Origin of the sequence: Desulfitibacter alkalitolerans DSM 16504, assembly GCF_000620305.1 — a bacterium.
In the GTDB taxonomy this organism is placed as follows: domain Bacteria; phylum Bacillota; class DSM-16504; order Desulfitibacterales; family Desulfitibacteraceae; genus Desulfitibacter; species Desulfitibacter alkalitolerans.
Genome location: NZ_KK211104.1, coordinates 93,973 through 109,824 on the forward strand (window position 1 = coordinate 93,973; position 15,852 = coordinate 109,824).

General features: G+C 40.8%; 13 protein-coding genes. 9 read left to right on the forward strand and 4 right to left on the reverse strand.

Annotated features, from left to right (window positions below; genetic code table 11):
* Positions 1–8 precede the first annotated feature (8 nt).
* A complete protein-coding gene (locus tag K364_RS24735; protein ID WP_051534215.1) occupies positions 9–1,595 on the reverse strand; it encodes an ATP-binding protein in 1,587 nt (528 codons plus the stop codon).
* Between the two features lie 253 nt (positions 1,596–1,848).
* On the opposite strand from K364_RS24735, the gene K364_RS24740 reads away from it, so the two are divergent.
* From K364_RS24740 to K364_RS0118570, 9 genes are all read left to right on the forward strand, one after another.
* Positions 1,849–2,391 carry a 4Fe-4S dicluster domain-containing protein gene (locus K364_RS24740; protein WP_035270231.1) on the forward strand — a complete coding sequence of 181 codons (543 nt, stop codon included), beginning with the start codon at positions 1,849–1,851 and terminating at the stop codon, positions 2,389–2,391.
* A 46-nt stretch (positions 2,392–2,437) separates the two neighbouring features.
* Positions 2,438–4,003: an anaerobic carbon-monoxide dehydrogenase catalytic subunit gene (locus K364_RS0118535; protein ID WP_028309265.1), complete on the forward strand. Its 1,566-nt coding sequence runs from the start codon at positions 2,438–2,440 to the stop codon at positions 4,001–4,003.
* Positions 4,004–4,034: 31 nt separating this feature from the next.
* On the forward strand, positions 4,035–4,781 hold the full coding sequence (locus K364_RS0118540; RefSeq protein ID WP_028309266.1) for a 4Fe-4S dicluster domain-containing protein: 747 nt from the start codon (positions 4,035–4,037) through the stop codon (positions 4,779–4,781).
* Entirely contained in the window at positions 4,778–5,419 is a 642-nt protein-coding gene (locus K364_RS0118545; RefSeq protein WP_028309267.1) for a hypothetical protein, read from the forward strand. Before K364_RS0118540 ends, K364_RS0118545 begins: the two co-directional genes overlap by 4 nt.
* Before the next feature lie 18 nt (positions 5,420–5,437).
* A complete protein-coding gene (locus tag K364_RS24745; RefSeq protein ID WP_051534216.1) occupies positions 5,438–6,652 on the forward strand; it encodes an NAD(P)/FAD-dependent oxidoreductase in 1,215 nt (404 codons plus the stop codon).
* Between the two features lie 63 nt (positions 6,653–6,715).
* Positions 6,716–7,726 carry a tripartite tricarboxylate transporter substrate binding protein gene (locus K364_RS24750; RefSeq protein ID WP_051534217.1) on the forward strand — a complete coding sequence of 337 codons (1,011 nt, stop codon included), beginning with the start codon at positions 6,716–6,718 and terminating at the stop codon, positions 7,724–7,726.
* A 90-nt stretch (positions 7,727–7,816) separates the two neighbouring features.
* Positions 7,817–8,293, forward strand: coding sequence for a tripartite tricarboxylate transporter TctB family protein (locus K364_RS0118560; protein ID WP_028309268.1), 477 nt, complete (start codon positions 7,817–7,819; stop codon positions 8,291–8,293).
* A gap of 26 nt (positions 8,294–8,319) precedes the next feature.
* Entirely contained in the window at positions 8,320–9,813 is a 1,494-nt protein-coding gene (locus K364_RS0118565; protein WP_028309269.1) for a tripartite tricarboxylate transporter permease, read from the forward strand.
* Between the two features lie 45 nt (positions 9,814–9,858).
* Positions 9,859–10,845: a zinc-dependent alcohol dehydrogenase gene (locus K364_RS0118570; RefSeq protein ID WP_028309270.1), complete on the forward strand. Its 987-nt coding sequence runs from the start codon at positions 9,859–9,861 to the stop codon at positions 10,843–10,845.
* Positions 10,846–10,915: 70 nt separating this feature from the next.
* Here K364_RS0118570 and K364_RS0118575 read toward each other — a convergent pair whose 3' ends face one another.
* The 3 genes from K364_RS0118575 to K364_RS27670 all read right to left on the reverse strand — a co-directional run bounded on the left by K364_RS0118575 (position 10,916) and on the right by K364_RS27670 (position 15,847).
* The gene (locus tag K364_RS0118575; RefSeq protein ID WP_051534218.1) at positions 10,916–12,358 is read right to left on the reverse strand and encodes a trimethylamine methyltransferase family protein; all 1,443 of its coding nucleotides are present in this window, start codon (positions 12,356–12,358) and stop codon (positions 10,916–10,918) included.
* 56 nt (positions 12,359–12,414) lie between these two features.
* Complete coding sequence (locus K364_RS0118580) at positions 12,415–13,866, reverse strand: trimethylamine methyltransferase family protein (RefSeq protein ID WP_028309272.1); 1,452 nt, start codon at positions 13,864–13,866, stop codon at positions 12,415–12,417.
* 184 nt (positions 13,867–14,050) lie between these two features.
* Positions 14,051–15,847 carry a sigma-54 interaction domain-containing protein gene (locus tag K364_RS27670; RefSeq protein ID WP_028309273.1) on the reverse strand — a complete coding sequence of 599 codons (1,797 nt, stop codon included), beginning with the start codon at positions 15,845–15,847 and terminating at the stop codon, positions 14,051–14,053.
* Positions 15,848–15,852 lie beyond the last annotated feature (5 nt).

A 15,852-nucleotide genomic window follows, 5' to 3' on the forward strand; every position in this document is an offset into this window, starting at 1 on the left:
ATCTCCTCTCATTCCAATTCTAATGAAAAAGGTATGGCTATCTGAAAAGTTGTTCCAGCAGCAGATGTATTAATTGTGATAGTACCTCCTGCCACATCTACTCTATTCTTTAGATTAGTTAAACCAACACCCTGTCCTTTTTTCTTGGTGGTAAAGCCTGGGTAAAAAATCTTTGACTTAACCTCTTCAGATATTCCTGAACCTGTATCCATTACTTTTATTGTCAGCCCAATTTCATTTTGCTTTAGTAAAACCCTTACCAATCTTTCACCCCCAGCCTCACTTACTGCGTCAAACGCGTTTTCTATAAGATTGCCCAGTACTACAACCATGGCGTTTTCATTGAAATAATCAGGCAACTTAAATAACTGGCTTGACCTGTCAATTTCCAGTTTGATATTTTTTTCTTCAGCCTCACTAGCCTTGCCTATTAATAGTCCTGCCACGGCAGCGTTATGAATGTTGTTAATCAAAAAGCTGATGAGAGACTGCTCTTTATAGGTTAAATTTGCTATGTATTTTCTGGCTTCATCATAACAATCAAGCTGAATCAAGCCGGATATAACATGCAGCTTGTTTAAAAATTCGTGGCTACGAGATCTTAAGGCATCAACTAATTTTTTAACACCTGTCAGTTCCTCAGCAATACGGCTTACCTCAGTTAGGGGTCTGAAAGTTGCAATGGCTCCCACCACCTTCCCATTAATGGATAAAGGTACTCTATTAGTAAGGACCACATTGCCATTAATAATTAGCTGTTGATCCTGGTCTGCTTGCCCGGTTTTCATTACTGATGGCAGTTGGGAATCAGGTATTAGCTCGATTATGTTTCTGCCAATAAATTGAATGCCGACAGGAAATAGATTTTGGGCTGCATGGTTGATGGCTGTTATTTCACACCTGTTATTAATGGCTATAATTCCCTCTTTAATTGAGTGAAGCATAGAATCCCGTTCCTTCAATAAAGTTGCTATCTCAATTGGTTCCATCCCAAAGATTAAGTTTTTAATGCTTCTAGCCAGTAAAACCGAAAAAACCAGGATGATTATCAAGCCCAGGGGCAATACCAGATAAAATATCTTGTAAATCTTGGATAGTATTAAAGAAATATCCGGCTCCCAGAAACCAACTGACACAGCACCAACCTGCTGGTTATTTAAGTCAAAAACTGGCACAAAAGCCCGGATTGATGGCCCGGAAATGCCTACAGCTTTAGATGTGTATGATTCACCTTTTTGTAATACAGGACCTTCATCACCTCCGGTAAAATACTGGCCAATTAAGCTTTCGTTAGGATGGCTATACCTCTTACCCTCCATGTCCATAAAGACTACAAAGACAGCTTTTGTTCGGAGCTGGATATCGTTGGCTATTTGCTGCAGCTCATCACTGGGATTGGCAGTAGAATAAGCCATCTTTACATCCCTTCTGTCGACAGCCAGCATGGCTATATCCATGGCCTGGCTGCGAATCTGCTCCTCAAAGCTGTTAATAAAGTTGTAGTGCAAAATTGTCACAGCAATAATTAACGGTATCAAACCACTGATGGCTGTAGTTGCAAAAACTCTAACTCTAAGGGGTATGTATCTGCTCAAAATATTCACCTTTTTCATTAGTATTGTATTGTAATACTATATGAATAAATTAACTGTATAAAAATTCTAAAAATTCATTTATTATAAAAACAATTTTAACATATTATCTTTATTCAAACCACAAGAGCTATTATTTAATAAATATATGAAATTAACTATGAAATTTAATTACTATAAAAAAAATTTATTAAATAATATAGGTTTATTATTAACAGTTGTCAAAATATTGCCAAAACCGATGGAGGTGCGCTGAATGGTTGATAGAGTATGTGATGAATTTAAAAGAATTTTTGTAATGGAAGAAAAATGCCTTGGCTGTAGGACATGCGAATTAAAATGTGCAGTAGAACGCAGTTCAATAAGTAAAGTGCTTGCTGAAGCTGTTGGAGAAGATATTTTACCGAGATCAAGAGTCTACGTAGAATGGGATGGAAATGACACTTTTGCTATACAATGTCGCCATTGCGAAAATGCTCCTTGCTTTGAAATTTGTTCTACAGGAGCTATGCAGAGGGACACTGAAACAGGCTGCACCTTTATCAGTGTAGATAAGTGTATTGCCTGCTGGATGTGTGTCATGATGTGTCCTTTTGGAGCCATTGCTCCGGCAGCAGAAAAGGGAGCAGCCGATAAGTGCGACCAGTGCTTTCAAATGGTCCAACCAAGCTGTGTAGCGGCTTGCCCAACTGGGGCGTTGGAATTGATGACTGTCAATGAATATATGGGACAGCTAAAACAAAAAAGACGCCAGGGACTACATAAGCTCCAAAGAATCAGTGAAGAACTTATAAGTTAATCATGTAAGATAGTGAGATAAAAAAGTTAAGGAGGATGAATAAAATATGCGCCAGGTACGAAGAAAAACCATGGATCAAGCAGCCAAAACTTTTTTGCTAAAGGCCGGAAAAGAAGGTATCCAATTATCTTGGAATTATTACGAAGCCATGTTGCCCCAGGATGGATTTAATTTACTTGGTTTAAGCTGTCATGATTGCTTGCAGGGACCGTGCCGCTTAAGCCCTTTTCATGAAGGTGAGACAAGAACTATTTGTGGTTTAAATAAGGAGGATTTAGTTCTTAACTGGCTCGGGCATCAGGTTGTTAAAAATAGCGACCAGCTAGCTGTAGCTAATGCATTATTTAAGAGTCTTGCAAATAATGAAGTGAGTAAATTAAACAATGAACTGCTTCAAGAAAAAGCTTTTTACTGGGGCATATCTGGATGTCTTAAACCAGAACAGATTATTAATGAGTTAACCCGGCAGTTACTTAATTTAGTAAGCAATATAAATAACCAGGTTTTATTTGGCTCTGTAGATTCCAGATTGGCAAAAATACAAGAGATTGCTGTAAACCAGATAACTCTGGCCCGCTTTGTTAACGATCTACACGAATTAGCATTTGGTAAAGGTAATGTTACTACTCAAACATTTGGTTTGTCATCCTTAAAGCCAACTTCTATAAACGTCTGCCTTGCAGGGCTATCACCTTTAGCCTTAACTTTAACCAAGGAAGCAGCCGGGAAAATGGTCCAAGAAGCAATCCACAAGGGGGCTGAAGGTTTTAACTTATTATTAATAGGGGATTTATCCTCTAAAGATGATATAAATGCAATAACCAGTGCTGGAAGTGGAGAGTTTGCTCTCATGACTGGGTTGGTGGATTTATGTCTAACAGGAAATGATAATTTGTCAGGCCAAGGACGGGGCATTACAGAAAAATATCATACTGTCTTGGCTAGAATAGCAGCAGTTCCCACCAAGGAGGAACTAAACCACTTGCTATTGCAGGCAGCTAATGCCTTTACTCAAAGAATTCAAGAAAAAATAAGTGTTTATGAGCAAAGTGAAGTAGGAGAAATCGGTTATGCACTAGACCCAGCAAAAGTAAAATTAGGATTGGAGCAAGGAAAAATTAAAGGTGTCTGCATCCTGGGTGGAGCAGGAAATATCAAGGTTACCGGAGATGAAGGCCTGATAAAAATCACGGAACATCTTTCCCGGCAAGATATTCTCTGTGTGACTTATGGAAATGCAGCCGTTTCTCTGGGAAAACATGGATATCTCAAGACTGGTGCTGAACAAGGAAGTAAAGCCGTGGCCCAGGCCCTTGGTTTTGACGAAGGACCAGCTGCCTATGCTATCGGTGGAAATTGGCAAGTTGGTACTCTAATGGAACTCGTCAAAAATATTCAACCTAACAAGGCTATAGCTGTTTTCCCAGAATTAGCAACAGCTGCTGACATCCAGCTAGCCTTTGCTTTATCTGGAGTTGGGGCCAGGGTATTGACTGGTGTTAGACTTCCGGTGGACGGCAGTAAAGTGGTAGCAGCAGCACTGGCTCAGTTTATTGAATATTGTGAAGCCAAAATATTAGAGCACAAGGTAGTTGATTTAATAAAAAATTAAGAAGTAAAAAAATGTGAAAGGAGGTCTGCTTGTGCAGATAGATGCAAGTAAATGTATAGGTTGCGGCCAATGTCGCCCTTTCTGCACAATGGGCGTAATTCATTTTACACGCGGTGGGAAAGGTGCTAAGGTTCATTGTTTTATTAATGAAGATGAATGTGTAGACTGTGGGATCTGTTATCGTGCTAATGTTTGCAAGGTTGATGCTTTACACCAGGCTATCCATGATTGGCCACGTTCAATCAGGGGAACATTTAGCAATCCCCTGGCTGAGCATAAAGAAACCAGGGTTCCTGGCCGGGGAACTGAAGAAATAAAGACTAATGATATTACAAACCGCTACAAAAGAGGTTATGCAGGCATGGCAGCTGAAATGGGGCGCCCGGGAACAGGAGCCCGGTTAAGAGATACAGAAAAAGTTTTTAAAGCACTGGCCAGGGTAGGTGTAGATTTTGAAACCCACAACCCTTTAACAGGATTGCTGATGAATAAAAAAACTGGCGAAATGAACCCAGAGGTGCTGGATGAAAAAGTATTATCTGCCATTATTGAGATGATTGTTCCCCTGGAGAAAGTATTACTAGTGCTGGAAACAATGGAACAAGTAGCTCAAGAAATTGATACCGTCTTTTCCATTGACTTGGTAGCAAGAGTTGACGAGGATTTATCTATACCTACACAAAAGATCATGGAGCAAAACCACAAATGGTATTCCATCAATGGCAAAACTAATGTGGGACTGGGAAGCTTAAAGGTGAAAGGAGCGATGAGTAGATGAGTCACACATTACACAGAAAGGGAACAGCAGAAAATTTAAGTCAGGACTTTATCGTATTTTCCATGACTGCTAAAGGTTTTAATGAAGTTGGTTCAAAGAATGCTTTAAAAGAATTTCTGCAAATCCTAGCCAAATACCAACCAGTAAATATGGGAGATATGAAAACCGGCAATGAGTTCATTGTCAGTAGAGAAGAAATTATAAATAATGTACAAGATACTTCCATAGTTCATGGGGTATTTACAGATCAGGAAACAGTCTCCCGAATATTGAAAGAACTTAAAGAAGCAGAACTGGGTGTATCGGTAATTGTCTCGGGAATTATAGAAGAAACACACCGGGCATGTCAAGCTGCAGGTATTGACAGGCACACAGTGGAGCACTCCCTGGGTATTAGAGGGAAACTTTCCAAGCTGCCAGAGGAAGAAATCCTAGAGATTACCACCATGTGTGGTCATGGAATGGTCTCTCAACATTTAACCCGGCAGATATTGTTAGATATTAAGCAGGGCAAGCGCTCTATTGCTGAGGCCGGACAGTTACTAGCCACTCCCTGTGTTTGCGGAGTGTTTAATCCAAAGCGAGCTGAACAACTACTGGGGGAACTGGTGGAAATGTGGTGTTTTGATGAATATTGAGTTGCGAGGTGAAGCTATATGTCCTACGTGATTGTGGGCAATGGACCTGCAGGTGTTAATGCCATGGAACGCATCCGTCAAATAAACCCGAAAGAAAAAATTATCCTGGTAGCTTCGGAAGCCAATCCTCCATATAGTCGGATTATGACTCCTGAATATATGGTGAATGAGATTTTAGAAGAAGATATCTACATTAGAAGCAAATCCTTTTATAAGGATTATGGAATAGAGACCAGACTAGGACATAAAGTAGAACAAGTAATACCTAAAGCAAACCAGGTAGTATTAGATGACGGAGAGACAATTAGCTATAAAAAACTCTTAATTGCCACAGGGTCCAGACCTTGTTTCCCAAATGGTTTTAATATGGAAATAAATGGAGTATTTAGTCTCTGGAATAAAGAAGATGCAGAAAATATCAAGCAATATTTACCCTCAACCAGACAGGCAGTAATTATTGGTACCGGTTTAGTTGGTCTCCAGGCAGCCAGGGCATTAACTTCCTATGGGATAAAGGTAAAAATGGTGGAACTAGCCGATAGACTTATGCCTGCCCAGTTAGATAGTACTGCCAGTAAATTACTAAAAAAAGCCATGGAAACCAGGGGAATAGAAGTTTTTTTATCAACCTGTGCAAAAAATCTTATTACTGAAAACAACCAGGTTAAGGGGATAAAAACTGACAATGCTGTTTTAGAAGCTGACCTGGTGCTGGTAACCATTGGAGTAAAGCCTAACCTGGAGTTGATTTTAGGAACAGAAGTAGCCATAAGACACGGCATTGTGGTTAATAAACGGTTGGAAACCAATGTTTCCAATATTTATGCAGCGGGAGACGTGGCAGAAACCAACTGCCTCCTAACAAACAATCAAATGGTAAGAGCCCTGTGGCTTAATGCAGTACAACAGGGGAAAGCAGCTGGGGCCAATATGGCGGGCTTAACAGAAAACTATCCCGGCAGCTACAATATGAATTCTATTCAGCTCTTTGGAGTACCTATCATTACCTGTGGTTTAACTTTTGCTTGCCCTGGGATAGAGGAAATTTACCTGAAGTTACCTTCATTGGGTAGTTATCAGAAGCTGCTGGTTAAAGAAAATCGGTTAGTTGGATTTTTGCTAATGGGAGAAATACAGTTAGCTGGAATATTGTACCATAAATTGGGTCGACCTTTTGATTCGGGATTCTGGAGAAAGCTACAAATCATGGAAGCTGATGAAATAGCTGTGTAAAATGGTTAGTTTAATAACACTTCACTTTTAACAAAGATTAAAAGATTAAGGGGGTTATATATTATGTTTAAGAATAAATATTTGGCAATTTTATTGGTTGTGGTATTAGGAATTGTCTTGTTGGTTGGTGGCGGATGTGGCGGCAACAATCAGCCTGGAGCAGACGGCGGCAAAGAAGTTGATGATAAATATCCAGAAAGAGCTATAGAAGTTATTGTTGGTTGGGGTGCTGGTGGCGGTACAGATGTTTTTGCCCGCTCGATCACCAAAGCTGCTTCAGAGATTTTAGGGCAGGCAATGCCAGTAAAAAATATGCCTGGTTCCTCAGAAGCAATTGCTGGTGATTTCATCATCCAACAGCCTGCTGATGGTTACACCATTTGGGCTATGGGAGTTAATACTGCAGTAAATATGGCTTTAAATAGAACACCTCATAATCTAAACAGCTATATACCAATTGCTAGAATTCAGCACGACACTGCCATGATCCAGGTTACTAAAGAGTCACCATTTAAAACAATAGATCAACTAGTAGAATATGCTAAAAATAACCCTGGTGAAATACGAATTGGTGGCACTGGAGCCGGAAGTTTTGATGACGTTGTGGTGGCCCTTTGGGCAGAAGCTGCAGGATTGGACTTGATTTATGTACCTTATGAAGGTGCTGGTGGAATGCATTCTGCCCTCCTTGGTGGTCATATAGATGTAATGTTTGAAGAAATTGGACCTGTTTCTGGTCTGGTAGAAGAAGGCTCCTTAATCCCTCTAATGGCTTTTACTGAGGAGAGGAGTACCCGACTTCCAGATATACCTACTTCAGTAGAACTAGGGTGGGATATTACCCTGGGAAACTGGAGAGGAATTATGGTTAAAGCGGGAACACCCGATTATATTGTCGAAAAGCTACAAGATGCCTTTGCTAAAGCCAAGGACAATGAGGAGTATTTACAATATGAAGCAGATTCCTATTTAAATCTACGACCAGGATATTTAAATAGCAAGGATTTCAGGGAATTCATTGAAAAGGAAATTGAAATTTTTAGTGAAGCCTTAAAAAAATTAGGTCATATTTAAAAAATGGTACCCATTACTTAACTTTTGGGGGCTTAGCCCCCAAAAATTCTTTATTGGTTTTGCGATAAAGCCTTGATGGGGGGTGATTTTTTGCTGGCTGAACTGATTATTGCCCTGGTTATCCTATTTTCTTCGGGATTTTTATTGTTTGAAACTGCCAAATTTCCTGCTACAAGGATAGCTTCTATTGGACCAGAGTACTGGCCCCAAATAATCTTAACTGGTATGGTTATTCTATCTTTTCTGCTTATTATTAAAATTTTGCGCAGCTTTAAAGAATGTAAGCAGGATAACAAGGTAAATTTACCAAATAGTCATAATTTTTGGATTGCTGTTGCTGCAGTCTTCTTATATACCAAATTCTTACCGATTTTGGGATTCCCAGTTACTTCTTTATTGTTTATTGTCACAATGCTATGGGTCCTTAAAATAAGGCGATGGCAATGGTTGTCTTTTTATTCTTTAAGCTTAACATTAGGCTTGATCATGCTTTTCCCAAAGTTAATGTCAGTACCTTTGCCCAGGGGTACAGGAATATTTCGAACAATAACTTTATTTTTTTATTAGAACCGTAGGGAAAGGAGGTAAGCTAATTGAGCAACTTTTTGGCAGGACTAGTAAATATAATGGAGCCTTTGAATCTTTTTATTCTTGCTTCCGGAGTGTTCTTAGGTCTTTTAAGTGGTGCCACCCCGGGAGTAAGTGGATTGATGGCAGTAGTTTTACTAATACCCTTGACCTATGGAATGGAAGCTGACACAGCCTTCTTGCTGCTTTCAGCTGTTTATGCTGCTTCAGTATTCTCCGGATCCATTAGTGCTATTCTATTCAGAACACCGGGTGCTCCAGAGGCAGTAGCTACTACCTTGGATGGATATGAATTAACCAAACAGGGCCGTGCATCAGAAGCCCTGGGAATATCTGTTTTTAGCTCAGCCACTGGGGGATTAATTGGCAGCCTTATATTAATGTTTGTAGCACCTCAATTAGCCAAGTTTGCCTTAAAGTTTGGGCCTGTGGAATATTTTGCCCTTGCAATGGTGGGCCTAAGTGTGATAACGGTGCTAGGAGCAAATAACCTGCTGAAAGCACTGCTGGCAGGCCTTTTTGGCCTATTTTTGGCTACCATAGGAATAGATGCCATGACTGGTGTACCCCGGTTCACCTTTGGGGTAGGCGGATTAATGAGTGGAATTGACTTTATCCCCGTGTTAATCGGCTTGTTTGCCATTTCCGAGGTATTGCGTAGATTTATGGAAGACTTTACAGTAAAGCAGCAGGTAGGAAAAATTACTTCAACCTTACCTGGATTGTCCACCATTAAAAGACTATGGATGACTATTGGCAGGTCCTCTTTACTAGGCACAATAATTGGTATCCTGCCTGGTATTGGCGCAACCACTGCTTCAATGGTCAGCTACAGTGAAGCTGTTCGCTGGGCAAAAGATAAGGATAAATTTGGAAAAGGGGCAGAAGAAGGAATAGCCGCACCGGAATCAGCTAATAATGCAGCTGCAAACGGAGCCATGGTACCTTTGTTGGCACTAGGCATTCCCGGCAGTGCCACCACCGCAGTATTATTGGGAGCATTTATCCTTCATGGCATCAGGCCAGGTCCACTGCTTTTTACCGAGCAGCCGGTGCTGGTAATGACCTTGTTTATCGGCTTATTCTTATCTAACTTTTTAATATTAGCAATGGCCAAACCATTTATCAAAATGTTTGCCAATATTATTCGCATTCCCTACAGCATCTTAGGTACTCTGATCCTAATGTTATGTATTATTGGCTCTTATGCTTTAAGAAACAATATGCTGGATGTATGGTTAACTCTAATCTTTGGTTTGGTGGGATACGTAATGGAAAAATATAAGTATCCCCTAGCCCCTGTTATCCTGGGATTAGTTTTAGGGGGTATGGCCGAGCAAGAACTGCGACGGGCTCTTATTATTTCAAAGGGAAGCTGGAGCATATTCTTGGAAAGCAATATAGCTGTGGGTCTTTTGATTTTCGGTGCTGTAATGATGTTCTGGCCGCTAATTTTAAAAGTAGTTAATCTGGTGAAAAAGAAAAGCGCTGCAGCTTAATAATTTGAAAAAAGAAGATTAATTAAAATCAAGGAGGACTGGAACATGCTCTTTAAGACAAAAGCCGCACTATTATATGAACCATATAATATCTATTTAGTGGAAAGAGAACTAGAATGTGGTGATGATGAGGTAATTGTAAAAAATCACCTGATAGGAATTTGCGGCTCTGATAAGACTTTTTACCGGGGGCAGCTGCCTCCTAAAACCTCAGAGTTTCGCCAGGAACCTAAATTACCCTTTTATTTGGGACATGAAAGTGGTGGTACTGTCGTAGAGGTGGGCTCAAAGGTAAGAGATTATAAAACAGGTGATAAGGTAATAGCCTTTGGCTGGAATAACAACCTGGCTGAATACTTTAAAGCCAAGGACTGGGAGTTACAGCCTGTTCCCGAGGGGATGGATATGGACCTGGCTAGTCTGGGTGAAGCAATTGGATGTGCCATGTATTCAGGAATGAATTCAGGAGTTCAATTGGGAGACACGGTGGTAGTTATGGGCGGAGGTTTTGCTGGTCAAATTATCGCTCAATGTGCCAGACAAAAGGGTGCAGCCCAGGTTATAGTAGTAGATGTCCTTGAAGGAAAGTTGAATCTAGCTAAAAAGTTGGGAGCGGATATAACTATCAACGCCGCTAACGAGGATCCTGTGGGAATAGTCAAGTATCTAACTAAAGGAGTGGGTGCTGATGTGGTTGTAGAGGCTGCTGGTTCAGAACAGTCAATTAATCAATGCACTGAAATGATTAAACACAATGGTAAATTTGTCTGGTACAGCTGGATTACTACTCCTGTTACTTTAAATATTAGCCGCTGGCATGATGATGGATTAGAGTTTATCAATACCTGCCTGGTACACCATACCTATAGAGAAAGATATGTATGGACTCCTAACGTTCTACGTCCTGTAGTTCAAGGATTGATTGATGTGAGGTCCTTAATTACTAATGAGTTTAAACTAGACCAAATTAAAGAAGCCTTTGAACTGGTTGATAAGAATGATGCTGCTATTAAAGTTGTTTTACGACCTTAATCAAGTTCCCTAATGTCCTAACCCTGCTAAGGATATACTTAGTAGGGTTAGGACAAAAAACTATTACTTGTTAAACTTCCTCCCCCTTTATCTCAGGAAACTCCTCACGAATTCTAACCTTTAACCCAGGAGAAACAGGAGCAGGCTTGTGAACTGCCAGGATATCTCTCACCATACCATGGGCACGGTCTTTTGTCTCAGGGCAGCCAGCCTCTTCCCAGGCTATCCTTGTTCTTCTATCAGAAACCCTGGGGAAGAAAAACTCCTTACGTACATATTTAACTGTATGGGGGTCTGCCAGGAAATGTCCTGCCGGACCTACTTCCTTTATTCTAGCTACTGCCAGGGTATCTTCATTTACTTCGATACCCTGCATAACCCTGAAGATGTTGCCTATGATCTCATTGTCTGTAACCATCTTTTCATAGGAGAATACCTGGCACATTTCCAGTAAGCCCACTGCATCATGGATATAGTTGCACCCTGCTAGAGCTACTGTCATGGCTGTTAAGGCACTTTCATACCCTGCCTGGGAGTCGTTTGTTTTTGAGTCTGACATGCCTGCTGTTCCATACATGGGCAGCTCATAGTACTGGGCCATTTGTGCTAGCCCTGCATTTACCATGGCTGATTCTATACATCCTGCTACGTAAAAGCCCTGGCTCATGTCCATGATGCTTGAGGTTGAGCCAAATAATACCGGTGTGCCTGGATTGACTAATTGGGCTAGTACTATCCCTGCCAGGGATTCTGCATTGTTTATGGCAATTGTTCCTGCTAATGTTACAGGTGAGGTTGCTCCATTTAAGGGTTCTGATGGTATTGCCAGGGGTAATCCTTTGCCTGCCACTTCTATTAAAAAGTCAGTGTATAATCCGTCCATTACTAAAGGGCTTACCATTAGTGTAATAAAAGATACAAAGGGGCGTTCTCTTAGCTTTTGGGAGCTGCCTGCTATTGTTTCGGCTATTTTTATGGCATTTTTTAGTCCTTCCATGGTATACATGCCGCCCATGACATGCTTTGTGGTATTAGTAAGGGCCCAGTAAAAGCGGTTAACATCTGCAGCTTCGTCTGGTACGTCTGTAGGGTAGGTGTTAATAACATAGAAGGATACATTATCTAGATAGTCCACCATACGGGCAATGTCTCTCACATCATGGGTGTTGGTTTTGCGCTTTTTGCCCTTATCTAAATCCAGGGCATAGAGCACTGTGCCTCCTGTTCCAAGGTGGGTACGGTTTTTTTCCAGGTGGAGGTCATTTTTTTCTTCCTGTCCATAAAGTATGACTTTAGATGGTGCTGATTTAATGGCGGCTTCTAACATGGAGGCTGAAATTTTTACTATTTCTCCTTCTACTGCAGCTCCACCTTGTGCAAATATTTCTCGTGCTTTTTCACTTTTTACTTTTATTCCTACTTCTTCCAGGATTTCTATTGTTGCTTCATGTACTTGTGCTATTTGCTTTTGGTTTAATAAACTCAGCTGTCCTCCCTTAAGTGCTGGAAACATTTTAATTCCTCCAATCTATATGTTTGTTAAAATGCGTTTAAGCCTTAACACCATATTTAAGCTCTAACATCCTTGATCCAGGGAAATTGCTCTTTAATTTTATTAATCATCTCATTAGCTATGGGCTCCACCCAATGGGCAGCCAGGATCTCCCTTGCAAGCTCATTTGCCCTTTGTGACGAGCTTTTTCTCCCATCCTTATGCCAATCAACATAAATGCTTCTGTTAGCAACCTGTGGGAAGAAGGTTTCATTTCTCATGTATTTAACAGTATGAGGCTGTGCAAGGTAGTTGCCGCCAGGACCAACATTTTTTATTGTTTCAAAGGCCAGGGTATCTTCATTTACTTCTATGCCACGTACAGCCCTTAAAGCCATTCCATTTATCTCATTATCAATTACCAGCTGTTCAAGGCTAAAGCACAGGCTGCCTTCTAGAAGCCCTGCCGAGTTATGAATTAACTGGGCTCCTGCTAGAGCCGGCATCAGGCTGCTTATTGCCTTTTCATAGCCTGCCTGTGCGTCACCCAGTTTAGATTCTGAAATACCTCCCGTTGAATACATGGGCAGATTATAAAACGATGTTAATTGAGCACATGCTGCATTCATAATTCCACTTTCAACTGAGCCAAATAAAAAACCCATGGAGCGCATGTCAGCAATGGTTGGTACTGCTCCATAAAAGACAGGAGTTCCTGGCTTAATGGCTTGAAGTAACAGGACTCCACTTAACGCTTCAGCGTTTAATTGAGCTAGCTGCCCTGCCAGTGTCATGGGTGCAGTCAATCCTGAGATGGGGCATACTGATGTGACTACCGGTATACCTGCTTCTGCTGCATCAAACATGAAGTTTACATAGTTATGCTCCATTTTTAGTGGACTTAACAAACAGGTTATGAAGGTTATAATGGGTCTTTTTCTAAGCTCTTCTTCCCCGCCAGCAATAATCTGGGCCATATTAATTACATCTCTTGCACCTTTTTCATCATAAATACCTCCCATAACATGCTTGGTGGAATTATTTAACGCATTAAAGAAACGATTAACATCCACCTGACTGGTATCTGTTTGAGCTGGATATACAGGCAGCATTATCATATGAATATGCTCTAAATAATCTATAACCTTGCAGATTTGTGCTATATCGTCAGTTTTTGGATCTCTTCGTTCACCAGTCTCCAAATCAATGGTTTTAATTGCTGTTCCGCCATTACTGAAATAGGTACGATTTGCCTCAATAACAAGATCATTCTTTTCATCTCTTCCATAGAGGGTTATCCTTGCTGGAGCCTGCTTGATGGTTTTAATCAGCAAATCAGGTTCTACCTTGACTACTTTACTTTCGTAATCAACGCTGCAGCCCAGGTCTGCAAGTACATCCAGGGCCCTCTGGTTATCCACCATGAAGCCAACCTCCTCCAATATCCTAAGGGAGGTTTTATGAATGCTCTCAACTTCTTTTATTGATAAAGGCTTGTAATAACCACTAGGCAATCCATAAAAGGTCATTTTTTTCTCCTTCCATCCTATTAATAACAATCTACAAGTGATTTTAGCAAGATTAGTGCCAAAAATGAAAAACAAAAAATCCCCTGATTGCCTTGCTTATAAGCATTGGGGATTTTGTATTTTATTATTATTAATAATTCCTGTTCTTGTATTATCATTAATAATATGAAGGATGCTGCCTTTTTTAGGAGCTATCCACCCTGATATTATAATCCTTTATTTTCCTGTAGAGGCTGGGAACGCTGATGCCCAGTTCTGCTGCAATAATTTCTTTTTCCTTTAATGATCCTCCATGCAGGGAAATAGCTTTTGCAATAATCTTTTTCTCTAATTCTCTTACATGGTATTTTAATTCCAGGTTGCCGTCTCCAGCTTCCACGCCCTTAACAGCATGAAGTATCCTGGGAGGCAGGCTGGCCGGCATGATAATCAGGCTCTGTTCAAAGTTGCATGCATATTCAATAACATTTTCCAGCTCCCTGACATTTCCCGGCCAGGAATAGGCTTTAAGGATTTCCAGGGCTTCTGGATGTATGGTTTTTACATTTTTGTTTAGAAACTCATTTGCTTTTTGGATGAAATAATCAACTAACAGCGCTATATCCTCTTTTCTCTCCCTGAGGGGCGGGATGTACAAGGGAATGACATTTAACCTGTAATACAGGTCTTCCCTAAATTCCCCCTGTGCTACCATCCTTTCAATGTTCCTGTTGGTTGCCGCTGCTATTCTCACATCTATTTTTATTTCCTTATTACCACCTACACGCTCAATGGTTCTATTTTGCAAAATTCTCAAGAGCTTTGCCTGGAGATGCAGAGGCAGCTCTCCTATCTCATCAAGAAATACTGTACCACCATTAGCCAGTTCAAACTTGCCAACTTTACCTCCCTGCTTGGCTCCAGTAAATGCTCCTTCATCATAGCCAAAAAGCTCACTTTCAAGAAGATTGTCTGGAATAGCACTGCAATCAATTACTTTAAAGGGCTTATTTGCCCTAGGACTGGCTGCATGTATTGCCCTGGCAAAGAGTTCCTTGCCGGTCCCACTCTCCCCTTGAATTAGGACAGTAGAACTGCCCTGGGCAACCTTCATTACCCTGGCCTTTACTTCTCTGAGAACCTCACTTTCTCCAATAACTTCATATAAAGTAGATTGATGCTCTGTCCCTTCCCACCTTTCGGCTTTCATCTGGACGTCAGCTAGATTATAAAATGCTTCAATGGCTCCTGTTATTACATCATCACTATATACAGGATAAAGATAGCTCAAGACCCTAACTTTTCTCTCACCTACTTGATATGTTATGACCTGCTCACTATCCACTTCTAGACCCAAAATGACCTTGCAGAGCTGGGACTGGGGCAAAACAGTTTTAATGTTGCTTCCCTTTATATCAGCCCAGGACAAGCCCAGAATATTGCCAGCAGTTGGGTTAATCTGGGTAATATATCCATCGGCATTGACACCGATTATGCCTATTTCTATAGAATTAATAATAGTTTTGACAAAGTCAGCTGTTATTTTAAGCTGCTTTGTACTGCGGTTTTCGGCTATTTTGCTGGATAATAACTCAGCCATCTTGGAAACGTATTTTAATAGGGTTTGCTCTTGTTTCAGCAAGCGGTCTTTCTGCATTTCTGTAAAGGCTATCAGGTTAATTAATCCAACGGGCACTCCCCCCAATATTATTGGCACAAAAAAACCGGCTTTAATTATGTCACAGCTTCCATACAAATGACATACCTCACAGATTTTATCCCTGCCTGGGGCTTCAAGAATAAATGGTTTTTTATAATACAGCGTATGCCTGCAAACATGGCCCATCTGCATTTGTGTGCCCACTTTAGATTTCGATGCGCCAGTCCCTGCAATTCTTAAAAGCTCATTGTCTATAATTTCCACACCCATGTCCAAAGCAGCACTAATAGCCTCCGCTATATCCTGGACAAAATCCTGTATATCCCTCATCTCAGACAGCACTGTCA

Coding starts and splice junctions, on each gene's coding strand:
- K364_RS24740 (WP_035270231.1), top strand. CDS start 1,849: ATGGTTGATAGAGTATGTGATGAATTTAAAAGAATTTTTGTAATGGAA.
- K364_RS0118535 (WP_028309265.1), top strand. CDS start 2,438: ATGCGCCAGGTACGAAGAAAAACCATGGATCAAGCAGCCAAAACTTTT.
- K364_RS0118545 (WP_028309267.1), top strand. CDS start 4,778: ATGAGTCACACATTACACAGAAAGGGAACAGCAGAAAATTTAAGTCAG.
- K364_RS24745 (WP_051534216.1), top strand. CDS start 5,438: ATGTCCTACGTGATTGTGGGCAATGGACCTGCAGGTGTTAATGCCATG.
- K364_RS24750 (WP_051534217.1), top strand. CDS start 6,716: ATGTTTAAGAATAAATATTTGGCAATTTTATTGGTTGTGGTATTAGGA.
- K364_RS0118570 (WP_028309270.1), top strand. CDS start 9,859: ATGCTCTTTAAGACAAAAGCCGCACTATTATATGAACCATATAATATC.
- K364_RS0118575 (WP_051534218.1), bottom strand. CDS start 12,358: ATGTTTCCAGCACTTAAGGGAGGACAGCTGAGTTTATTAAACCAAAAG.
- K364_RS0118580 (WP_028309272.1), bottom strand. CDS start 13,866: ATGACCTTTTATGGATTGCCTAGTGGTTATTACAAGCCTTTATCAATA.